Here is a 22,300-nt window from a genome sequence, read left to right as displayed (position 1 = left end):
GAGGTCTGGGAAGATCGACACACTCGAATGCCCGGCGGGCGTCGCCGTGCCGGTGTTCCTCCGCAGTCGTGCCCGGTGGTTTTCTGCGGGCGTGGCCCGGTGGCGTCCCAGGGTCAGCCGACGGTGACCGGGGTGTCCTGACGGGCCGCCAGCGCCTGCTGGTAGAGCCGCCCCGCCCGGTACGACGACCGCACCAGCGGCCCGCTCATCACTCCGGCGAAGCCGATCTCCTCGGCCTCCTCGCGCAGCTCGACGAACTCCTCCGGCTTGACCCAGCGGGTCACCGGGTGGTGCCGGGGGGTGGGGCGCAGGTACTGGGTGATGGTGATCAGCTCGCAGCCGGCGGAGTGCAGGTCGCGCAGCGCCTGGGAGACCTCGGCCCGCTCCTCGCCCATGCCCAGGATCAGGTTGCTCTTGGTGACCAGACCGGCGGCGCGGGCCTGCCGGATCACGTCGAGCGAACGCTCGTAGCGGAACGCCGGACGGATCCGCTTGAAGATCCGCGGCACCGTCTCGACGTTGTGCGCCAGCACCTCCGGCCGGGCCCCGAACACCTCGGCGAGCTGCTCGGGGACGGCGTTGAAGTCGGGGATCAGCAGCTCGACACCGCAGCCGGAGCGCAGCGCGTGGATCTGCCGGACCGTCTCGGCGTAGAGCCACGCACCGCCGTCGGGCAGGTCGTCGCGGGCCACCCCGGTGATGGTGGCGTAGCGCAGGCCCATGGTGGCCACCGACTCGGCCACCCGACGCGGCTCGTCGGCGTCGAACTCGGCCGGCTTGCCGGTGTCGATCTGGCAGAAGTCGCAGCGCCTGGTGCACTGGTCGCCACCGATGAGGAAGGTGGCCTCCCGGTCCTCCCAGCACTCGTAGATGTTGGGGCAGCCGGCCTCCTGGCAGACGGTGTGCAACCCCTCGCGCGAGACCAGCCCCCGCAGCTCGGTGTACTCCGGCCCCATCTTGGCCTTGACCTTGATCCACGGCGGTTTGCGCTCGATCGGCGTCTCGGCGTTGCGCGCCTCGATCCGCAGCATCCGTCGCCCCTCGGGGGCGACCGTCGCGGAGCGCGCTGCCTGCTGGGTCGTCGGCGCGGAGTGCTCGATCGTCACAAAACCGAGCCTACGCCCGACGGCGGCGATCGATGCACGTCGGGCGACCGGCGTCACGTCACCGGTCTTGTGACACCGGCCACCCGGCGACCGGAAAAGCCCGTTACAGGCCGCCGGAACGGGTGCTAGCGTGCCGGCAGAGCTGTGACGGAGCCGAGTAACGCCCCGATCCGCCAGTGCAGAGAGCCGCCGGTTGCTGGAAGGCGGTCTGACGCCGGGGCGCGAAGACCCTCCCGAGCCGCGGGAAGAACGGCGTGCCCGCACGCCCAGTAGAGCCCGCCCGGCTGGCCCCGGTGAAAAGGCGACGAATGAGGCTCCCGCCACGGCGGGAGCGAAGGTGTGGTGGCACCGCGAGGTTCCCGCTCGCCCACACCTCCCGGGGATCGCGTTGCGATTGATCGAGGAGGTAACCGCCGTGCAACGCATCCTTTCCGCCCACCTGCCCACCCGCACCGGCACGACCGTGCGGATCGCCGGCTGGGTGCACCGCCGCCGACTGCTCAAGTCGGTGGCCTTCCTGATCGTCCGGGACGCCACCGGCCTGACCCAGGTGGTGGTCACCGACCCGGCCGTGCGGGCCGCCGTGACGGCACTGCCCGAGGAGACGGTGGTCGAGGTGGTCGGCACGGTCACCGCGAACGGCACCGCGCCCGCCGGAGTCGAGCTGACCCACCCGACCGTACGACCGCTCGGCCCGCCCGCCGTACCGCCGCCGTTCGACCTGTACCGGCCGGCGCTCACCGCGACCCTGCCCACCCAGCTCGACCACGCGCCGGTGGCGCTGCGGCACCCGACCCGCGCGGCGGCCCTGCGGATCGCGGCGGCGGCGGTGGCCGGCTTCCGGGCCACCCTGGACACCCGTGACTTCGTGGAGGTGCACACCCCGAAGGTAGTTGCCACGTCCACCGAGAGCGGGGCGAACGTCTTCGCCCTGGACTGGTTTGGTCGACCGGCCTACCTGGCCCAGTCGCCGCAGTTCTACAAGCAGCTCATGGTGGGCGTCTTCGAGCGGGTCTACGAGGTGGGGCCGGTGTTCCGGGCCGAACCGCACGACACCGTCCGGCACCTGGCCCAGTACACCTCGCTCGACGCCGAGCTGGGCTTCGTCGACGACCACCGGGACGTGATGGCGGTGCTGCGGGACACCCTCGCCGGGATGCTCGCCGAGGTGGCCCGGCGGGCCGGCGGCGCGGTGGCGACCCTGGGCCTGACCCTGCCCGAGGTGCCGGCCGAGATCCCGGCCGTGCACTTCACCGAGGCGCTGCGGATCGCCGGCGCACCCCCCGACGAACCCGACCTGGCCCCCGCCCACGAGCGGACGCTGGGGGAGTGGGCCCGCGCCACCCACGGGTCGGACTTCCTCTTCGTCACCGGGTACCCGATGGCGAAGCGGCCGTTCTACACCCACCCCGACCCGGCCCGGCCCGCGTACTCGAACGGGTTCGACCTGCTCTTCCGGGGTCTGGAGCTGGTCACCGGCGGGCAGCGGCTGCACCGCCACGCCGACTACCTGGCGGCCCTCGCGGCGCGCGGCGAGCCGGTCGAGCCGTACGCCGGCTACGTGGACGCGTTCCGGCACGGGATGCCGCCGCACGGCGGCTTCGCGATCGGCCTGGAGCGGTTCGTGGCCCGGCTGGTCGGCGCGGCCAACGTCCGGGAGGTGACCGCCTTCCCGCGCGACCTGCACCGGCTGACCCCCTGAACCGCCGGGTGTCCGCGCGAACGAGCTGGGCCGGCCTGGAGGCTGGTGGGGCGGACCGGGCCGGGCGGCCGTGCCGACGATGCTGGCCTGCGGCGGCCGCCTGGTCTGCCCGGCCGTCCGTGGTCGCCCACCGGGCTTGCACTCTGGGTAGCGGCCTCACCGGTGTCGCCGTTGATTGCCCTCCGTGATCGGTGCGGGGTGTAAGTGAAGCCCGTTCTTGTCACGTCTCAGCCCCGCACCTCGCTGATCAGGGGTTTCGTCGCTACCTCTCCCTACCCCACCTACCTGCCTATCCGCGCTTTGCTCTGCTGCCCTCGACGCGACGGTCACTTTCCGGATGCGGTGCCTCCAGGGCAGCAGAGCAAAGCGGGGGAGAGGGGTAGGTGCTACCCGGTAGCTTTTCTTACGCTGCGTAGCGGCCTGAGCGGCCTGAGCGGCCTAAGCGGGGTTGCGGCGGACGGCGCTGGGCGGCAGCGTGGCGGATCCGGTGCCGGTGGATCTGCGGCGGCCCGACGGGTGCAGCGGGGTCAGCGGGGTCAGGCCGGGCCGAGCAGGTCCCAGCGGTTGCCGGCGATGTCCCGGAACACGGCCACCCGACCGTACGGTTCGGTGCGCGGCGGCGTCACGAACTCCACGCCGGCGTCGACCATCCGCCGGTGGACGGCGTCGAAGTCGTCGACCCGGAGGAAGAAGCCGACCCGGCCGGCGACCTGGTCACCGACTGCCGCGTCCTGCCGCTCGCCGTCGGCGCGGGCCAGCAGGATGCCGGTCTGCGCGCCGGGCGGACGGACCACCACCCACCGTTTCGGGCGGCCGTCGTTGGTCAGCGAGGGCGCGTCCTCGACCAGCTCGAAGCCGAGAATCCCGGTGAAGAACGCGATGGCCGGGTCGTAGTCGGCGACGACGAGGGTGACGAGGTCGATCCGCACCGGCTCAGCCGAGCAGGGTGGGCAGGTGCCGCTCCACCACGGGCAGCACCTCGGTCACCGGGACCGGACGGCCCAGCTCGGCGGTGAGCGAGGTGGTGCCGGCGTCGGCGATGCCGCAGGGCACGATCCGGTCGTAGTACGACAGGTCGCAGTCACAGTTGATCGCGAAGCCGTGCTGGGTGACCCCGCGGGCGACCCGGATGCCGATGGCGGCCACCTTGCGGGCCGGCCCCCGGCCGTCGGCGGGCACCCAGACGCCGCTGCGCCCCTCGACCCGGCCGGCGGTCAGCCCGAACTCGGCGCAGACGTCGATCAGCAGCTGCTCGGTGCGGCGGACGTAGGCGACCACGTCGACCGGGTCGGGCAGCCGGACGATCGGGTAGCCGACGAGCTGCCCCGGACCGTGCCAGGTGATCTTGCCGCCCCGGTCGACGTCGACGACGGGGGTGCCGTCCATCGGCCGGTCCCAGGGCTCGGTGCGCTTGCCGGCGGTGTAGACGCTCGGGTGTTCCAGCAGCAGCACGGTGTCGCCGCGCTCACCGGCCACCACCGCCGCGTGCAGCCGCCGCTGCTCGTCCCACGCGGTCGGGTAGTCGACCACGCCCGCCCGGACGGCGGTCACCCCGGAAGTCGTCACGCTCACCCTGCCACCCTAGCCCCGCCCGCCGCCGCCGCGCCCCGTGAGCCTCGTCGCGCCACCGTGGGTGACCCCGCAGAACGGTGTGCACCGGTCAGGCGGCGGGGACCGTCCAGAGCCACACGTCGTCCACCCGGCGGGGCTCGCCGAGCAGGGCGGTGGCGGTGCGGCGCAGGGCGTCCTCGTCGAGGTCGTACTTGGCCCCGTGCACCTCGTCGGGGAGGACGACCGCCTCGACCCCCCAGGACCGCAGATCCGCCCGGGACAGGCGGATGCTGCCCTCGGTGACGATCGGCACCAGCCCGGTCCGGCCGGCCTGGTCCATCAGCGTGTCGAAGGTGCGCGGCGGCGGCCCGATCCGACCCCGTCCGTCCGGGCCGCCGGGGCCGAGGAAGAAGCCGGCCGGCAACCGGAACTCGCCCTGCCGGTGCGACAGGGCGTACGCCTGCCAGCGCTGCCCGTCGGGGGTCACGTCCAGGGTCAACGGGATCGGGGTGAGCACCCCGCCCGGTGAGACGTACTCCCGCCAGGTGCCGGCGGTGACGAACTCCGGCACCGGCGGGCGGACGTTGGTCAGCAGCGGGGTCGGCAGCAGCGGCAGCAGCGCCGCCGCGAAACCCACCAGCCACGCCCAGGCCGCCGTGCGGCCCGGCGGCGTCGTCCGCAACCGGTCGATCGTGTACGCCAGCAGCACCCCGATCACCGGGGCCACCACCAGGGCCAACCGGGACGGCAGGGCGGCGTTGACCACCGGCAGGTTGTCCAGCACCCCGAAGGGCAGCAGTTGACCGGTGCGTCGGCCGTTCCACTTCGCCAGCGGTCCCCAGGAGAGCACCGCGAAGACCACGGCGGTCACCCCGAGGGCGGTCAGCGTGGCCCGCCGGCCGGGGCTGGCCCGTCGCCACAGCCACCCGAAGCAGGCCACGGTGAGCAGCAACAGCGGTAGCCCGAAGAAGCTGTTCTCCTCGGTCGGATTGGGCGCCAGCGAGGTGTCCCAGCCCAGCGCGCCGGCCACCGACCGGCTCGGGTACGCCCCGAACGCGGCGATGTCCTCGGCGTGGATGACCGGGTCGAATCCGGTGCCGTGGAACCGCTGCGGCCCGGCGAAGTGCAACCACAGCGGGTACGCCAGCAGCACCCCGGCGACCAGCGCGGTCACGCCCAGCCCGCGCAGGAAGTCCGGCAGCGCGGCGCGGGCCTCGGCTCGTCGGGCCGGGTGCAACGCCCAGACGGCGAGGAAGACGGCGACCGCCAGCGCGGTGAAGAACAACCCCTCGGCGGCGATCGAGAAGGCCACCGCGACCAACACGCCGAGCACCAGCCCGCCCCGCCACCAGCGCCCCGGCCGACGCAACGCGAACACCGCCGACACCAGCAGCGGCACCAACCAGCCGGCGGTCCAGTTCAGGTGGGCGTTGGCGTGCGCGACCATGCCGGGGGAGAAGGCGATGAACAACGCCCCGACGCCCGCCGCGAGCCGACTGGCGATCAGGTGCCGGGAGAACAGCCAGTACCAGGCCAGCGCGGTGGCGACGAGGTTGAGGGTGAGGACGACCAAGAACGTCGCCGGTGGTCCGATCAGGTACGTCAGCGGCGCGAAGACCACCGCGTACACGGTGATCGAGGTGTTGACGGCGAGGTTCACCCCGTCCGGCACGTTGAGCAGATGGGTGAAGAGCGGATTCTCCCCGTGCGTGACCGCGTGCCCGCCGAAGGCGAGCAGCCACTCGAAGAGCGCCTGGTCGCTGGAGTTCACGGTGATCGCCCGCTGGTTCGGGTCGCGCCACAGCCCACTGGTCACCCAGACCGCCAACGCCACCGCGACGACCAGCACGATCAGGTCGGCCCGCCGACCCCGGGCGGCGTCCGGTGCGGCGGTGGGCGGCTGGTCGGCGGCCAGGGTCGGGGAAGTCGGCACGGAGCGGACGTTACCAACCCGAACTGGACCGACCGGTCGGACCCGGGACCCCGACCGCCCCCGGTTGCGCCGGGCGACCGGCCACCGGGCCGACCTACCCGTAGCACCGGCCCGGCCGGTCGTCGGTCGGCGGCCGTCCGGGTCAGTCGTGCAGGGCGGCGTGCAGCGCGGCGGGCAGCTCGGGGTGGGTCCAGGGGAAACCGGCCCGGGTGAGCACGGCGGGCAGGACCCGGGTGCTGGTCAGCGCCTCCTGGGCGAAGCCGCCCAGGGCGACCTTCAGGGCGACCGCCGGGATCGGCACGATCGCCGGCCGGTGCAGTTGGCGGGCGAACTCCCGGGTGAACTCGGCGTTGGTGACCGGGTTCGGGCCGACCACGTTGACCGCGCCGGCGACCTCCCCGGCGGTCAGCAGGAACACCGTCGCGTCCAGCCAGTCCCGCAGCGAGATCCACGGCAGCCACTGCCGCCCGCTGCCGAGCCGGCCGGCGATGCCCAGCTTGAACGGCAGCAACTGCGGCTTGAGCAGCCCGCCGTCGCGGTGCAGCGGCAGACCGGTCCGTAGCCGCACCACCCGGACCCCGGCGTCCTCGGCCGGCCGGGTCGCCGCCTCCCAGACCCGGCACACGTCGGCGAGGAACCCGTCACCCGCCGGGGCGTCCTCCTCGACCACCCGGTCGCCGGTGTTGCCGTACCAGCCGACCGCCGAGGAGTTGAGCAGCACCCTGGGCCGGTCGGCCGCCGGCAACCCGGCGATCGTGACGGCGAGCGTGGTGGTGGTGTCGACCCGGCTGGACCGGATCACCCGGCGGTAGTCGTCGGTCCACCGCTTGTCGCCGACCCCGGCGCCGGCCAGGTTGACCACCGCGTCGACCCCGGCCACCACGGCCGGGTCGAGCTGCCCGGCGGTCGGGTCCCACCGCTGCTCGTCGGCGGTCCGCGGCGACCGCCGGACCAGCCGGGTGACCTGGTGCCCGTCGTCGGTGAGGCGGTCGACCAGCCGGGTGCCGAGGAAGCCGGACACGCCGGCCATCAGGATCCGCATACCCCTATCTTCGGGCACGAACCCCCGACCAGATGCGCCGACCACCCACCCCCCACCCCGCCCTCCGACCGCCCCCCCGCTTCGGTGATCAAGAGGTTTGCGTCAAGGTTGATCTTCAACTTGCCCTAAACCTCTTGATCAACTGACCTAAAGCTCTTGATCACCGTGGGCGGGGCGGCGGTCGAACCGGGCGGGGTGGAGAGTCGGGGCGGGGGTGGGCGGGTAGGCGGGAGGACCGGGGCCGGGGAGGCGGCGGGGGCAGCGGACCCGTGGTGGGGGGAGTTACCGCAGGGCCGTGTCGCGGGCCGGGGCCGGGCGTAGGTCGGCCAGGAGCCGCTCCACCTCGGCGAACGCATCGGTCGGGAGCGGGCCGAGGGCGAGGGTGGCGAAGTTCTCCCGGGCCTGTGCCACCGTCCGGCAGCCGGGGATCGGCAGCGTACGGGGGCTGCGGGCCAGCAGCCAGCCCAGCGCGCCCTGGCTGAGGGTACGGCCGTCCGCGGTCAACGCCGCCCGGATCGCCGCCACCCGGGACGCCCACTCGGGCGTGGGCCGGCCGTCGCGGAACCAGACCAGCCACTCCGGCGCCCGGCCCCGGACGTCGTCCGCGCCCGGCGTGCGGGTGGCCCCGGTGAGCAGGCCCATCGCCAGTGGTCCCCGGTTGAGGCTGGCCAGGTCGAAGGCGTCGCAGACGGCGAGCATTTCCGGATTGTCGCTCAGCACCGACTCGTCGTGTTCGACGGCGATGCAGTGCGGCCCCGCCCCGGCGAACACCCGTGCCGACTCCGGGTTGTCGGTGCTCCAGCCGTACCCCCGGATCTTGCCCTGGGTGACCAGGCCCTCCAGGGTGTCGACCAGGTCGAGCGCGGCGGACGCCGGCAGGTCGTTGAGGTGCAGCAGGTAGAGGTCGACGTGGTCGGTGCCGAGCCGGCGCAGCGACCCCTCCAGGCTGGCCACCGCGTACGCCGGGCTGGCGTCCACGCCCAGCGCCCGCCGGGTCGCCTCGTCGGATCGGTTGCCGAACTTGGTGACGATCACCGCCTTGTCCCGCCGGCCGGCGAGCGCCCGGCCGAGCACCCGCTCGCTGTGCCCGGCCCCGTAGTTGCTGGCCGTGTCGAAGAGGTTGACGCCCAGGTCGAGGGCCTGGTGGATGGTGGCGACCGACTCGTCGTCGTCCACCTCACCCCAGCCGTACGGCTGGCCGTCGTCGCCCCACAGCGGGCCACCGATCGCCCAGCACCCCATGCCGATCGCGCCAACCTCGATTCCACTGCGGCCCAGAGTCCGTGTCGTCGTCATGCCGACCAGTTTTCAACCTGGAGTGCGCTCCAGGTCAAGCGGTAACATCCGGCCCATGTACCCGCCCTCGGAGGCCGCCCGGCGCAGCGGGTTCAGCCTCGACACCCTCCGCTACTACGAGAAGATCGGCCTGCTCAGCGGCGTCGGCCGCACCTCGGGTGGCCGTCGGGTCTTCACCGACGACGACCTGAGCTGGCTGGTGATCTTCCGCTGTCTGCGCGACACCGGCATGCCGATCGCCGAGATGTGCCGCTACGCCGAGCTGTCCCGCGAAGGCGAGCACACCGTCGCCGCCCGGCAGGAGCTGCTGGAACAGCACGCCGCCCGGGTCGAGGAACAGTTGACCCTGCTCCAGCGCCAGTACGCCCATCTGCGCGAGAAGATCCGCTTCTACCAGGGCCTCACCGGGGCGACCCCCGCCCCCTGAACGCCGGGCCACGCCGGTCACGCTCGGCTGGGTGCCGACCCGGCCGGGGCGAGGTCAGCCGGGCGCACCTGGTGGCCCGTCCGGTCGGCGTCCTCGCCGTCAGTGTCGGCGCAGTCCCGCCATGAGCAGGTCGAGCAGGCGACCGGCGAGGTCCCGTTGCTCCGGCCCCTGCGCCGCCAGTGACATCCCGCTCAGCCCGGCCAGCACGTCGCCCGGGTCGACGTCCGGGCGGATCGTGCCGGCGGTGACGCCGGCCGCCAGCAGCCGGGTCAGTGCCGCGACCAGCAGGTCCCGGCTCTGCGCGTACGGGTTGGTGCCGGCGGCGATCACCAGGCGCAGGGCGTCGGCCATGCCCCGTTTGGTGGCCAGGTAGTCGACGAAGCGGTCCATCCAGGCCCGGGTCGCCTCGGCGGGTGGCAGTCGGGTCAGCAGGTCGTCGGCGGCGGCGCAGAGCTTGGCCAGTTCGCTGCGGTAGGCGGCCTCGACCAGTGCCTCCCGGGTGGGGAAGTGCCGGTAGAGGGTGCCGATGCCGACCCCGGCGTCCCGGGCGATCGACTCCAGGGTCACCTCCGGCCCCTGTCGGGAGAACGCCCGCACGGCGGTGTCGAGCAGCCGCTGCCGGTTGCGCAGCGCGTCGGCGCGCAACGGCCGGGAACCACGCTCCGGCGCGTCGCCTCCTGAGCGGTTCTGCGACACGTCGCCTCCTGGTCTGGTGCAGTGGTGCCGACGGGTGGTGTCGGCGGCGGTCGGTCCCGTTCGCGGGTCGGGTGGCAACCGGAGGAACCTCCGGTTAAGCTCGGAGCCGTAGCGGAGGGCCCTCCACTTCTCATCGTACCGGTCGGGCCGCCCGGCCCACGCCGCACCGACAAGGACGGATCATGACCACCGACACGCCAGTCCACACCCCCTTCGACGCCCGGACCACCGCCCTGGAGGTGGTCCGCGACGTCGACCTCACCGGCCGCCGGGCCGTGGTGACCGGCGGCGCCTCCGGCATCGGCGTGGAGACCGCCCGCGCCCTCGCCGCCGCCGGCGCCGACGTCACCCTGGCCGTACGGGACCTCGACGCCGGTCAGCGGGCGGCCCGGGACATCACCGCCAGCACCGGCAACGACCGGCTGCTGGTCGCCCCGCTCGACCTCGCCGACCAGGCGTCGGTGGCCGCCTTCGTGGCCAGCTGGGACGGGCCGCTGCACATGTTGGTGAACAACGCCGGCATCATGGCCTCGCCCGAGCGGCGCACCCCCGAGGGTTGGGAGTTGCAGTTCGCCACCAACCATCTCGGCCACTTCGCCCTCGCCACCGGGCTGCACCGCGCCCTCGCCGCCGCCGAGGGGGCCCGCATCGTCTCGGTCAGCTCCGCCGGGCACCTGCGCTCCCCGGTGGTCTTCGACGACATCCACTTCCGGCAGCGCCCCTACGACCCGTGGGAGGCCTACGGGCAGTCGAAGACCGCGAACGTGCTCTTCGCCGTCGAGGCGACCCGGCGCTGGGCCGACGACGGCATCGTCAGCAACGCGCTGATGCCCGGCGCGATCCGCACCAACCTCCAGCGCTACGTCAGCGCCGAGGAACTGGAGCGGATGCGGGCCGCCAGCGGAGGCGGCGCGGCCAGCTGGAAGACCGTCGAGCAGGGTGCCGCCACCTCGGTGCTGGTCGCCACCTCGCCGCTGCTCGACGGGATCGGCGGCCGGTACTTCGAGGACTGCCAGCAGGCCGCCCCGAACCAGCCCGGCGCCCGCACCGGCGTCGCCGCGTACGCCCTCGACCCGGCCGCCGCCGAGCGGCTCTGGACGGTCTCCGAGCAGACCCTGCGCGGCTGACCCGCCCGGTGAACGACGGCGGCGCCCCCGGTCGATCGACCGGGGGCGCCGCCGTGGACGGGTGTTACAGGCCCAGCTCGGCCTCGAAGTTGCCGCCCTCCAGCCGCTCCTTGACCGCGACCAGGAAACGGGCCGCGTCGGCGCCGTCGATCAGCCGGTGGTCGTAGGACAGGGCCAGGTAGACCATCGACCGGACCGCGACGACCTCGCCGAGGTCCGGGTCGTTCACCACGACCGGACGCTTCACCACGGCACCGGTACCGAGCATCGCCGACTGCGGCGACGGCACGATCGGGGTGTCGAAGAGCGCCCCCCGGCTGCCGGTGTTGGTCAGCGTGAAGGTCGCCCCGGCGATCTCGTCCGGGCTGATCTTGTTGGTCCGGGTGCGCTCGGCCAGGTCGGCGACGCGCTTGGCGATGCCGCCCAGGTTGAGGTCACCGGCGTTGTGGATGACCGGCGTCAGCAGGCCCCGCTCGGTGTCCACCGCGATGCCGAGGTTCTCGGCGTCCGGGTAGGTGATGGTGCCCGCGTCGAGGTCCATCCGGGCGTTCACGATCGGGTACGTCTGCAGGGCCTCGATGGCGGCCAGCGCGAAGAACGGCAGGAACGACAGCTTCACGCCGTGCCGCTGCTGGAACGAGTCCTTCGCCTGCGCCCGCAGCCTGGCGATCCGGGTGACGTCCACCTCGATCACCGTGGTGAGCTGCGCCATCTCGTGCAGCGACTCCTGCAGGCGGTTGGCGATGGCCTTGCGGATGCGGGTCAGCTTCTCGGTGGTGCCCCGCTTGCCGCTCGGCTGCGGCTTCGCCGCCGGTGCGGCCGGGGTCGCCGCGGCGGCCGGCTGCGCGGCGGGGGCCGGCGTCGCCTTGGCGGCCTTGGCCTTCTCCGCCGCCTCCAGCACGTCCTGCTTGCGGATCCGGCCACCCACGCCGGTGCCGTTGACCGAGGCCAGGTCGACGCCGTGCTCGCCGGCCAGCTTGCGCACCAGCGGGGTCACGTAACCGGGGGTGTCACCGCCACCCTGGGCGGGCGCGGCCGGTGCCGCCGGCGCGGCCGGCTGGGCGGCCCGCTCGGCCTGCACCGGCTGGGCCGCCGACTCGGCCTCGGCGGCCGGCTCGTTGTATCCCGCCCCCTGGGTCGGCTCGGCGGCCTCGGGCTTCGGCTCGGCCTTGGGCTGCTCCGCCTTCGGGGCCGCCGCCTTCGGGGCGGGCTCCGGCTCGGGCTTCGACTCGGCCGGCGCGGCACCCGCCGCACCGATGATCGCCAGGTCCGCGCCGACGGCGGCGGTCTCGTCCTCGGGGACCTTGATCTCCAGGACGGTGCCGGCGACGGGCGACGGGATCTCGGTGTCGACCTTGTCGGTGGAGACCTCCAGCAGCGGCTCGTCGACCTCGACGGTCTCGCCCACCTGCTTGAGCCAGCGGGTGACCGTACCCTCGGTGACGCTCTCGCCCAGGGCCGGCATCTTCACCGGGGTGCCCTCGCCCGACGACGCCGGGGCGGCCTGCGCCGCCGGCTGCTCCTGGGCCGGCTGCTCCTGCTCCGGCTCCGGGCCGGTGCCCTCGGCGGCGGCCGTCGGCTCGGCGGCCGGCTCGGCCTGCTCCGGCTCGGCGGACCCGCCGTCGTCCGGCGATCCGGCCGACTCGCCCTCGCCGGAGATGACGGCCAGCTCGCTGCCCACCTCGGCGGTCTCGTCCTCGCCGACCACGATCCGGCTCAGCACCCCCGCGGCGGGGGAGGGGATCTCGGTGTCGACCTTGTCGGTGGAGACCTCCAGCAGCGGCTCGTCGACCTCGACGGTCTCGCCCTCCTGCTTGAGCCAGCGGGTGACGGTGCCCTCGGTGACGCTCTCGCCGAGCCGAGGCATGGTGACCGATACCGGCATGTTCTGAAACTCCTTCGTGGCCTGGTGCGATCCTCGCCCGCTTGCCGCCGGCGTCGCGGAATGAGTGTGGGTCAGGCGTGCGCGTGCAGCGGCTTGCCGGCCAGGGCCAGGTGCGCCTCGCCCAGCGCCTCGTTCTGGGTCGGGTGGGCGTGCACGAGCTGCGCCACCTCGGCCGGGTAGGCCTCCCAGTTGTAGATGAGCTGCGCCTCGCCGATCAGCTCACCGACCCGGGCACCGACCATGTGGACGCCGACCACCGGGCCGTCCTCGACCCGGACCAGCTTGACGAAACCGGCGGTCTTGAGGATCTGGCTCTTGCCGTTGCCACCGAGGTTGTAGTTGTAGACCTTGACCTTGTCGCCGTACTGCTCCTTGGCCTTCGCCTCGGTCAGGCCCACCGACGCCAGCTCCGGGTCGGAGTAGGTCACGCGCGGGATGCCGACCTCGTCGATCACGGCCGGGTTCAGGCCGGCGATCTCCTCGGCGACGAAGATGCCCTGGGCGAAACCCCGGTGGGCGAGCTGGAGGCCGGGCACGATGTCGCCGACCGCGTAGACGTTCGGCACGCCGGTGCGCAGCCGCTCGTCGGTCAGCACGTACCCCCGGTCGAGCTTGACGCCCTGCTCGGCGTAGCCGAGATCGGCGGTGTTCGGACCCCGGCCGACGGCGACCAGCAGCAGCTCGGCCTCGACGGTCTCGCCGCCGGCGATGGTCAGCTTGACGCCGTTCTCGGTCTTCTCGACCTTCTCGAACGGCTTGCCGACCTTGAAGTTGATCTTCCGCTTGCGGAACGCCCGCTCCAGCGCCTTGGACGACTCCTCGTCCTCGGCGGCCACCAGCCGGGGCAGCGCCTCGACGATGGTGACGTCCACCCCGAAGGACTTCCACACGCTGGCGAACTCGACGCCGATCACGCCGCCACCCAGTACGATCGCCGACGCCGGCACCCGGTCCAGGGTCAGCGCGTGGTCGCTGGTGATGATCCGCTCGCCGTCGACCTCCAGGCCGGGCAGGCTCCTCGCGTACGAGCCGGAGGCCAGCACCACGTTGCGGCCGGTGTACCGCTTGCCGTCCACCTCGACGACGTTCGGGCCGACCAGCTTGCCGGCGCCCGCCACGAAGGTGATGTTCTTGTTGCCGCCGACCAGCCCCTGCAGGCCCTTGTAGAGGCGGGAGATCACCCCGTCCTTGTACGAGTTGACCCCGGCCATGTCGATGCCGACCAGCTCGGCCTTGACCCCGAACTGCGCCGACTCGCGGGTCTGGTCGGCGATCTCCGCCGCGTGCAGCAGCGCCTTGGTCGGGATGCAGCCGTTGTGCAGGCAGGTGCCGCCGAGCTTGCCCTTCTCGATCAGCGCGACGGAGAGATCAAGCTGGGCGGCACGCAGCGCCGCCGCGTAGCCGCCGCTGCCACCTCCGAGAATGACGATGTCGAAGGTTGCGTCGTTCGGCTCGCTCACGTCCAACTCCCTGGTCGCTTCGCTGCATCGGGGGGTCACGGCGGGGCGGTACGGGCAGACCCCACCTCGGTCATCTTGTCACTTGCCCGTCCGGGGCGCGTACCGAGGTGCCCAACGACACGTCCCCGACACGTACTCTTGTCACCGTCCGCGACGACGGACGGGGGAGAGGAGTAGCCCGGTGGCGCTGTTCCGGCGACGCAAACCGCCGACGCCGGCCAACCGTGACCGGCCGGCCGACCGGGCCGACCTGGATCACCTGGCCAACTTCGCCCGCACCCGCCGGGGGGTCGAGGCGTACCTCGAACCCCGCACCACGATGACCGAGACCACCGTCATCATGATCGCCGACGACGGCGAGTGGACCCGGCGACGCATCGACGGCCCGGACGGCGCCCGCCGCTTCGCGCACGCCCTGGGCATCCCGATCTACGACGTCCGGCTGATGGGCTACCCGCAGCGGATGCGCGACTACAACGAACGCCGCAAACGCCGCCCCGAGCGGTACTGACGGCGGCCCCGGAGCCGACGATCCGGAAAACGCGGACGGGACGCCCGAGGGCGTCCCGTCGTGGTGTCGCGAATCCGTCAGCCGTTGGCGGCGACGTCCTCGACCAGATGCAGCAGGGTACGCACCGGCACCCCGGTGCCACCCTTGGTCCAGTAGCCGGTCGGCTCACCCGAGTGGTAGCTCGGACCGGCGATGTCGATGTGCGCCCAGGCCACCTCGTCGGTGACGAACTCGCGCAGGAACACCCCGCCCTGGAGCATGTGACCGGCCCGGTCCATGCCCGCGTTGACCTGCGAGATGTCCGCCACGTCGGAATCCATGCCCTTGCGGACGTCGTCCGGCAGCGGCATCGGCCAGGCCGGCTCGCCGACCGTGTCACCGGCCACCTTGACCCGCTCGCACAGCTCGGGGGTGCCCATCACCCCGGCGATCCGCTTGCCCAGCGAGATCACCTGACCGCCGGTGAGGGTGGACGTCTCGAACAGGTAGTCGGTGCCGTCGGCGCAGGCGCGGGCCATCGCGTCGCCCAGGACCATCCGGCCCTCGGCGTCGGTGTTGAGCACCTCGACCCGCTTGCCGTTGAACATGGTGACCACGTCACCCGGCCGGTAGCTGGTGCCCGACGGCATGTTCTCCGCCATCGGCAGGTAACCGGTCACCGTCACGGCCGGCTTGAGCGCCGCGATCGCCAGCATCGCCGCCCCGACGGCCGCGGCGCCGGCCATGTCGGACTTCATCTCCCACATGCCCTGCGCCGGCTTGATCGAGATACCGCCGGTGTCGAACGTGATGCCCTTGCCGACCAGCGCCACCCGCTTGCCGTTGGTCTCGCCCTGCGGGGTCCAGGTCAGCTTGACCAGCCGCGGCGGGGCCTCCGAGCCCTGCCCGACGGCGGTGATGCCGCCGTACCCGCCGGCCCGCAGCTGCTCCTCGTCGAGCACCTCGACGTCGAGCCCGGCGGCACGGGCGGCGGTGGCGACCGCGTCGGCGAAGGCCGGCGGGCGCAACTCGTTCGGCGCGGTGTTGACCCAGTCCCGGCTGGTGCGCACCGCAGCGGCCACGGCGGTGGCCCGGTCGACCTCGGCCCGCGCGGTCGCGTCGGCGGCATCCGGCACGGCGATCAGCACCTCGGCCACCGGCTCCCGCCGGGACGGCTGCGGCTTGGTCTTGTAGCCGGCGAACCGGTAGCCGCCGAGCAGCGCCCCCTCGGCCACCGCGCGCAGCGCGGCCGGCGCGTCGGCGTCGTCGGGCAGCGGCAGGCTCAGCGCCACCCGGGGCGCACCGGCCAGCACCCGGACCGCCGCGCCGGCAGCCCGGCGCAGGGTCTCCGGGGCGGGGGCGGCACCGGTCGGCTCCGGACCCAACCCGACCGCCACGACCAGCGGGGCGGTGACGGTGCCCAGCGTGGCCAGCTTGATCACCTCACCCGGGCCACCGGTCGCGCCGAGCAGGGCCAGCGTCGCGGTCAGCTTGCCGTCGAAAGCGGCGGCGATGCTCTCCGCGCCGTCGGCGAGCAGCAGGGTGCCGGTCGGACCGCTCGTGGCGTCCGGGCCGGTGGTCTGGCTGTGCACGCCGATCACGATCGCGTCGACCGCGAGCTCGGCGGGGTCGGTGTCGACCAGGCTGAGGGTGGTGCTGGACGATGTCACTGAAGCTACTCCGGGCGGGCCGGGCCGGTCGCGTCGTCGCGTACCGGCGGTGATGGTCTCCGGCGGCAACCTACCCGCCGGAGCGCGGGTGCGTCCCGCCGAACTGCCGACGGGTCCCGCCGATGCTAACCAGCGGGACAGCCGGCGGTAAGTTGCCACCCATGACGGACGTGACCTCCGACGCCGCCGTGACCCGGCTGCGCCGTTCCCCGCTGCACGCGCGGCACACCGCGCTCGGTGCCAAGTTCGCCCCCTTCGGGGGCTGGGAGATGCCCCTGGAGTACGCCGGCGGCGGCGTGCTCAGGGAACACACGGCGGTCCGGACGGCGGTCGGGGTCTTCGACGTCTCACACCTGGGCAAGGCGCGGGTCACCGGCCCCGGCGCGGCCCGGTTCGTCAACTCCTGCCTGACCAACGACCTGGACCGGATCGGGGCGGGCAAGGCGCAGTACACGCTGTGCTGCGACGACGCCACCGGCGGGGTGGTCGACGACATCATCGCCTACCGGTACGCCGACGACCACGTCTTCCTCATCCCCAACGCGGCGAACACCGCCGAGGTGGTCCGCCGGCTGCGCGCCGCCGCCCCGGCCGACGTCGAGGTCACCGACGAGCACGACAGGTACGCCGTGCTGGCCGTGCAGGGCCCCCGCTCGGCCGAACTGCTCGACACCCTCGACCTACCCACCGGCCACGACTACATGAGCTTCTCCCCGGCGACGCTGGCCGGTGCCGAACTGACCGTCTGCCGTACCGGTTACACCGGTGAGCTGGGCTACGAACTGGTGGTGCCGGCCGGGGACGCCGTCGCGGTCTGGGACGCGCTGTTCGCCGCCGGGGCGGCCTTCGACCTGCGGGCCTGTGGGCTGGGCGCCCGGGACACCCTGCGCACCGAGATGGGCTACCCGCTGCACGGACAGGACCTCTCCCTGGACATCACCCCCGTGCAGGCACGCTCCGGCTGGGCCGTGGGCTGGGACAAGCCGGCCTTCTGGGGCCGTGACGTACTGCGCGCCGAGAAGACCGCCGGCCCCCGCCGTACGCTGCGCGGCCTGGAGGCCGTCGACCGGGCCATCCCGCGCGCCGGCATGACCGTGTACGCCGATGACGCCCCGGTCGGCACGGTCACCAGCGGCACCTTCAGCCCCACCCGCAAGCAGGGCATCGCCCTGGCCCTGCTGGACACCGACCCGAAACTCGCCGACGGTGACCTCGTCGAGGTCGACATCCGGGGCCGCCGCGCCCAGATGCGGATCACCCGACCCCCCTTCGTCACCCCGTCCGTCCGCTGACCCCACCCGGCTTCGCCCCGGGCCCGGTTCGCCCCGGCTCCGGTTCGCCCCGGCTCCGGTTCGCCCCGGCTCCGGTTCGCCCCGGTGATCAAGAGGTTTGCGTCACCCCGCCCCCACCGGTTGGCTTTTTCCTCTTGATCACCGCCTCGGCCACCCCGCCGGCGTCGGTGATCAAGAGGTTTGCGTCATCTCGGAGCGGATTTCTGACGCGAACCTCTTGATCACCGGGGCGAACCGGGGCGAGGGCGAACCGGGGCGGGGAGGGCGAACCGGGTGCGGGAGCGAGCGCAGGGGAGTGCTGGGGGTGGGTGAGGGGCCGGGTCAGTGGGTGGGGTGGGGGCGTTCACCGGCGTCGAGGACGGCCTGGGTCCAGCCACCCTCGATGACGCCGGTGCCGTCCAGGACCGCCCAGTCGACGACCTCGGTGACCGCCACCTCGACCGGGGAGCCGATCCGCACGGCAGGGTCGGTGTTGGCGTCGCTGGCGCTGGCCCCGACGATCCGCTCCGGGGCGTCCCACGAGCTCACCCCGGCCCACACGTACTCGGGGCCGTCGTCGCCGGGCAGGCCGTACTTGACCACCAGTTGCGCCTCCGGGGGCAGCCCGTCGGCGAGGAACCGGGCCCGGATGTCGTCCAGCCCGGCGCGGGCGGTGGCGACGGCCCGGCTCATCGCGTCGCCGGAGCGGGCGTACCGGACGTCGGGCTCGATACCGGAGAAGAGGGTCGCGCAGGCCGCCGCGTAGTAGCGGCCGTCCGGGCCGGGGTGGCCGGGCGGCGGGCGCAGGCTCAGGAACGAGTCGGCGTCCGGGTCGGTCGCCGGGTCCAGCTCCAGCCGCAGCAGCACCGGGGCCGTCGCGCCGTGCTGCTCCGGATTGCCGTACGCCACCGCGATGTCGTGCCCGGTCACCGTGGCCAGCACCGGTAGCTGCACGAACGCCGGCACCTCCTCGCCGGCCAGCCCGTCGGTCCAGTCCCGCAGCAGCCGGCGGGCGGCACCGGTGAGCACCGCACCCCAGGCCCGGGTGAGATGGTCGGGCACCCCCTGGGTCTGCAACTCCAGCAGCCCGAAACGGCGCAGCCCCTTGGTGGTGAACCACAGCCCCTCGGTGTCCGAGGAGTACGGCACGAGCACCCAGTCGACCAGCCGGATGCGGCCCTGCGCGTCGGGCAGTGACCGCAACGCCGTCGCCGGGTCGAGGAACTGCAACCCGAACACGTCCACCACGTCACCGCCGACGGACTCGGCGACGGCGGCGGCCACCGCACGGGCCGCCCACTCGTGCGCCGGTGGCCAGCCCGGCCGGTACTCGGCCTGCACCACCACCAGGTGACTGGCGGCGGCGAGCCGGCCCAACTGGGCCTCGGTGGCGCCGAACGCGGTGAGCAGGTCCGGCGGCAACTGCGGGAACTCGTCGATCGACCGGGTGTCCACCGACATCAGCGGGCTGTCCAGCATCTGCGTGGCCAGGCCGTACACCGGGTCGGCGAGGCGGCCGGCGAGACCCCGTACCGCCGTCTTCGGGCTCACCGGTGGCAACCCCGCCACCGGCACCAGGTAGGTCGCGCTGAGCGACTCCGGGACCGGTACGGGCAGGAAGTCGTCCGTGATGAGCAAGTCGTCCCCCGGAAGGCCGTGCCGGTGCTGTCGGGGCAAACGCTACCCGGCGCGCCGCGTCGTCCTCAGCCGGACAGCACCAAGCCCAGGTAGACCAGCGTGGTCACCACCTCCACGGTGGCCCCCAGCACGTCGCCGGTGATGCCGCCGAGCCGGCGTACCAGGTGGCGCAGCAGACCGGTGGCGACGGCGAGGGCGGCCAGCACGACCAGCGGCCCCTGCCACGGCCGGCCCGGCACGGCCGGCACCGCCACCAGCGCGACAGCGACCGTGCCGACGACCGGCGCGAGCGGCCCGACCGTCCCGGCGACCAGCGCGCCCAGCCCGTCGGGGCGGGCGGCCGGCACCCCCCGGCGGCAGGCCAGGGTCACCCCGAGCCGGCCGGCGGCGGTGCCGGCCAGCGCCGCCGCGAGCGCCGCCGGCCAGGACCGCCCGGCCAACTCGGCCAGCGTCGCCGTCTGGACCAGCAGCACGACCACCAGCGCGACCACGCCGAACGGGCCGACGTCCGGCTTCTTCATGATCTCCAGTGCCGCCGTGCCCCGCCGGTAGGAGCCCAGCGCGTCCACGGTGTCGGCCAGCCCGTCCAGATGCAGCCCCCGGGTGAGCAGGGCCGCCGCCGCGACGGTCACCCCGGCGGCGACCAGGGGCGGGGCGAGCGCGGCCAGGCCGAGCAGCAGCGCGCCCAGCACCGCCCCGAGCAGCAGCCCGACCAGGGGCGCGAGCGCCATCGCGGTGCCCGCCGTCGCCCGGTCGATCCGCCCGGCCCGGACCGGGACGGTGGTGAGGGTGGTCAGCGCCAGCCGGAACCCGTCGCCGCGCCCCGACTCAGCCGGCACGCCGGCCGGACGGGTCGGGCTCCGGCCCGGCGTCGGCGGGGGCGGTGGTGGTCGGCCCCGGACCGGCCGGCGTCGGCTCGGCGAACTCCGGGGTGACGTCGTCCGCCCCGGCCCCGGCGGCGGCCGGCGCGGCATCGGAGTCGGCCGGGAGGTCGGTGCGAGCGAGGCCGGGGGCGGGGGCGGTTGGCGCGGTGGTGGCTGCGACATCGCCATCGGCCGGGGCGGTCGCGGCGTCGCCGGTCGGCGTGGTGTCGGTCGGCGTGGTGTCGGTGGGCTCGTCGTCGGGGCCGCCGTGGTACGGGTGCACGGGCAGCGACCCGGCCAGCGCCAGCACCGAGCGCAGCAGCGGCAGGGCGGCCAGCGCGTTCGCCCCCTCGCCCAGGTCGAGCCGCAGATCCAGCAGCGGGGTCAGGCCGAGCACGTCGGCGGCCAGCCGGACCGCCGGGTGACCGCCGTGGTCGACCAGCAGGCACCAGTGCCGGGCCTGGCCGGCCAGATCCCGGGCGACCATGCCGGCGGCCAGCCCGACCGGGCCGTCGAGCAGCACCGGCACCCGGCGGGCGGTCGCCCCGAGCAGCACCCCGCAGGCCACCGCCACGTCACCACCGCCCAGCTCGGCCAGGATGTCCTTGGCGTCGCGGGGGGAGCGGCGGGTGCGGTGCAGCGCGTCCCGGATGGTCGCGCACCGCACCATCCAGGCCGCGTCGTCGATCTCACCGTCGGCGGTGTGCACCCGGCCGAGCACCGTCGGGGCCTCCGCGCCGGCCGTCGCGACCAGCACCGCCGCGGCGGCGGCCTCCGCGCCCGCGCCGCACGCCCCCAGCACCAGCAGCCGTACGCCCGCCTCGGCGGCCTCCTCGGCCAGCCGCCAGCCGTAGCGCAGCGCCGACTCGACGGTGTCGGCGTCCAGCGCCGGCCCGTGTTCGATCGGTGCGGCCGGCGGGGCGTCCACCACCTGCAGGCCGGCCCCGTTCTCGGCGGCCAGCCGGGCCAGCGTCCCCCGACCGGCGCGGGCCTGCCGGGCCAGCCGGGTCGACTCGCCGACCGGGGCCCCGGCCGCCACGCCCCCGGTGTGGTCGCCGTGCAGCAGCAGCACCCGCACGTCCGTCCACGGCGTCGGGGTGGAGGTGCCCTGGGTGGCGGCGGCGAACTCGACCACCCGTTCCAGCACGCCCAGGCCGGCGCCCGGCAGGTCCAGGGTGCCGAGCCGCTGCACCGCCTGCGGGCCGGCGTACTCGTCGGGCATCGGCAGTTCCATGCCGGGCTGGATGACCAGCCCGGTGGCGATCACCGGCAGCGCCATGGTCGACGTGGTCCAGGTCGTGCCGGTCGCGGTCGGCGGGGCCGGCGGCACGGTGGGGGTGAGCACCTCCGGCAGCGGCCCGTCGGCCGGCAGCGTCGCTGCGGCCGGGGCGACGCCGTCCACCCCGTCGACCGGGACGGCGCGGGCGGGTACGTCGACCGGCGGGACCGGTGCGGACGGCTTCAACCAGACCGGCTGGCCGGCGACCACCAGGGCGACCGCGTCGCAGGCGTCCGCGACGGCCCGGTTGGCGGCGCCCAGCGCGTCGGCGAACGCCCGCCCCAGCGGGGTGGTCGGCACCAGCGACAGCCCCACCTCCGGGCTGACCAGCACGATCCGCGCCTCGCTGGCGCGCACCGCGTCGGCCAGTTCGGTGATGGTGGCGACGTCGTCGGCCGGCTGGTGGGCCGGGTCGAGCAGCACGGTCACCCAACCGCCCAGGTCGTCCACGAGCATCGTCTCGTTCGGCCCGGCCGAGGCGAGCACGTCGGCCAACCGGCGCGGGTCGTCGGCGGTCTCCTCGGTGGTCCAGCTGCCCGGTCGACGGGCCCGGTGGGCGGCCAGCCGGGTGGCCCACTCGGTGTCCTCCGGGTCGGCGGCGGCCGCGGTCGCCACGTAGCGCACCGTCGGCGCGTCGGCCACCAGGGACTCGGCGAACTCCGACTTGCCCGAACGGATACCGCCGAGCACCAGGACCGTGTTCCACCCCTCAACGGACATGCCCGTACCTTAAGGCCGCCCGACCCGGCCCCGCCCGCCGGCCCGGACCCGTCACGCTGCGCGGAACCCGGCAGCCCGGGGGCGTGCGTCGGGTGCGCCGCGGTGCCGGCCGACTACGCTTGCGGGGATCCGTCCCCCGGGGAC

At 74.1% G+C, this 22,300-nt stretch carries 18 protein-coding genes; 5 read left to right on the top strand and 13 right to left on the bottom strand.

Translation table 11 applies throughout. The annotated features are described in order from the left end of the window. Positions 1-113: 113 nt before the first annotated feature. The gene (gene lipA, locus JQN84_RS17310) at positions 114-1,163 is read right to left on the bottom strand and encodes a lipoyl synthase (protein ID WP_204959383.1); all 1,050 of its coding nucleotides are present in this window, start codon (positions 1,161-1,163) and stop codon (positions 114-116) included. A gap of 358 nt (positions 1,164-1,521) precedes the next feature. Here lipA and aspS point away from each other — a divergent pair, with 358 nt between their 5' ends. Continuing rightward, positions 1,522-2,808: an aspartate--tRNA(Asn) ligase gene (gene aspS / locus JQN84_RS17305; RefSeq protein ID WP_204959382.1), complete on the top strand. Its 1,287-nt coding sequence runs from the start codon at positions 1,522-1,524 to the stop codon at positions 2,806-2,808. A gap of 536 nt (positions 2,809-3,344) precedes the next feature. On the opposite strand, the gene JQN84_RS17300 is transcribed toward aspS, so the two are convergent. From JQN84_RS17300 to JQN84_RS17280, 5 genes are all read right to left on the bottom strand, one after another. Further along, complete coding sequence (locus JQN84_RS17300) at positions 3,345-3,737, bottom strand: VOC family protein (RefSeq protein ID WP_088644634.1); 393 nt, start codon at positions 3,735-3,737, stop codon at positions 3,345-3,347. A gap of 4 nt (positions 3,738-3,741) precedes the next feature. Next, the gene (gene lipB / locus JQN84_RS17295; RefSeq protein WP_204959381.1) at positions 3,742-4,380 is read right to left on the bottom strand and encodes a lipoyl(octanoyl) transferase LipB; all 639 of its coding nucleotides are present in this window, start codon (positions 4,378-4,380) and stop codon (positions 3,742-3,744) included. An 88-nt stretch (positions 4,381-4,468) separates the two neighbouring features. Further along, positions 4,469-6,292, bottom strand: coding sequence for a DUF6311 domain-containing protein (locus tag JQN84_RS17290; protein ID WP_204959380.1), 1,824 nt, complete (start codon positions 6,290-6,292; stop codon positions 4,469-4,471). 142 nt (positions 6,293-6,434) lie between these two features. Further along, complete coding sequence (locus JQN84_RS17285) at positions 6,435-7,334, bottom strand: TIGR01777 family oxidoreductase (protein ID WP_204959379.1); 900 nt, start codon at positions 7,332-7,334, stop codon at positions 6,435-6,437. A gap of 282 nt (positions 7,335-7,616) precedes the next feature. After that, positions 7,617-8,630, bottom strand: a complete 1,014-nt coding sequence (locus JQN84_RS17280) for an aldo/keto reductase (RefSeq protein WP_204959378.1) — start codon at positions 8,628-8,630, stop codon at positions 7,617-7,619. 55 nt (positions 8,631-8,685) lie between these two features. Here JQN84_RS17280 and JQN84_RS17275 point away from each other — a divergent pair, with 55 nt between their 5' ends. After that, complete coding sequence (locus JQN84_RS17275) at positions 8,686-9,057, top strand: MerR family transcriptional regulator (protein ID WP_204959377.1); 372 nt, start codon at positions 8,686-8,688, stop codon at positions 9,055-9,057. A gap of 99 nt (positions 9,058-9,156) precedes the next feature. Here the strand turns inward: JQN84_RS17275 and JQN84_RS17270 are convergent, their stop codons facing one another. Continuing rightward, on the bottom strand, positions 9,157-9,753 hold the full coding sequence (locus JQN84_RS17270) for a TetR/AcrR family transcriptional regulator (protein WP_281895383.1): 597 nt from the start codon (positions 9,751-9,753) through the stop codon (positions 9,157-9,159). Positions 9,754-9,935: 182 nt separating this feature from the next. Here JQN84_RS17270 and JQN84_RS17265 point away from each other — a divergent pair, with 182 nt between their 5' ends. Then, complete coding sequence (locus tag JQN84_RS17265) at positions 9,936-10,880, top strand: SDR family NAD(P)-dependent oxidoreductase (protein WP_204959376.1); 945 nt, start codon at positions 9,936-9,938, stop codon at positions 10,878-10,880. Positions 10,881-10,944: 64 nt separating this feature from the next. Here the strand turns inward: JQN84_RS17265 and sucB are convergent, their stop codons facing one another. Then, positions 10,945-12,765: a 2-oxoglutarate dehydrogenase, E2 component, dihydrolipoamide succinyltransferase gene (sucB, locus tag JQN84_RS17260; protein ID WP_204959375.1), complete on the bottom strand. Its 1,821-nt coding sequence runs from the start codon at positions 12,763-12,765 to the stop codon at positions 10,945-10,947. Positions 12,766-12,836: 71 nt separating this feature from the next. Further along, positions 12,837-14,264, bottom strand: coding sequence for a dihydrolipoyl dehydrogenase (gene lpdA / locus JQN84_RS17255; RefSeq protein ID WP_204959374.1), 1,428 nt, complete (start codon positions 14,262-14,264; stop codon positions 12,837-12,839). Positions 14,265-14,406: 142 nt separating this feature from the next. Between lpdA and JQN84_RS17250 the strand changes: the two genes are divergently transcribed. Beyond that, positions 14,407-14,736: a hypothetical protein gene (locus JQN84_RS17250; RefSeq protein ID WP_145921071.1), complete on the top strand. Its 330-nt coding sequence runs from the start codon at positions 14,407-14,409 to the stop codon at positions 14,734-14,736. A 77-nt stretch (positions 14,737-14,813) separates the two neighbouring features. Here the strand turns inward: JQN84_RS17250 and JQN84_RS17245 are convergent, their stop codons facing one another. Further along, positions 14,814-16,385: a leucyl aminopeptidase gene (locus JQN84_RS17245; protein WP_204959373.1), complete on the bottom strand. Its 1,572-nt coding sequence runs from the start codon at positions 16,383-16,385 to the stop codon at positions 14,814-14,816. 161 nt (positions 16,386-16,546) lie between these two features. Here JQN84_RS17245 and gcvT point away from each other — a divergent pair, with 161 nt between their 5' ends. After that, positions 16,547-17,677 carry a glycine cleavage system aminomethyltransferase GcvT gene (gene gcvT / locus JQN84_RS17240; protein ID WP_204959372.1) on the top strand — a complete coding sequence of 377 codons (1,131 nt, stop codon included), beginning with the start codon at positions 16,547-16,549 and terminating at the stop codon, positions 17,675-17,677. 321 nt (positions 17,678-17,998) lie between these two features. Here the strand turns inward: gcvT and JQN84_RS17235 are convergent, their stop codons facing one another. From JQN84_RS17235 to JQN84_RS17225, 3 genes are all read right to left on the bottom strand, one after another. Further along, the gene (locus JQN84_RS17235; RefSeq protein WP_204959371.1) at positions 17,999-19,294 is read right to left on the bottom strand and encodes a DUF2314 domain-containing protein; all 1,296 of its coding nucleotides are present in this window, start codon (positions 19,292-19,294) and stop codon (positions 17,999-18,001) included. A gap of 65 nt (positions 19,295-19,359) precedes the next feature. Beyond that, positions 19,360-20,133, bottom strand: a complete 774-nt coding sequence (cobS, locus tag JQN84_RS17230) for an adenosylcobinamide-GDP ribazoletransferase (protein ID WP_204959688.1) — start codon at positions 20,131-20,133, stop codon at positions 19,360-19,362. Then, entirely contained in the window at positions 20,123-22,156 is a 2,034-nt protein-coding gene (locus tag JQN84_RS17225; protein ID WP_204959370.1) for a bifunctional adenosylcobinamide kinase/adenosylcobinamide-phosphate guanylyltransferase, read from the bottom strand. Before JQN84_RS17225 ends, cobS begins: the two co-directional genes overlap by 11 nt. Between the last annotated feature and the right edge of the window lie 144 nt (positions 22,157-22,300).

It is taken from the genome of Micromonospora humidisoli (assembly GCF_016900955.1).
GTDB classification, from domain to species: domain Bacteria; phylum Actinomycetota; class Actinomycetes; order Mycobacteriales; family Micromonosporaceae; genus Micromonospora; species Micromonospora wenchangensis.
Note: the sequence above shows the minus strand (reverse complement) of the source record. Positions and strands in the feature narration are given on the sequence as shown.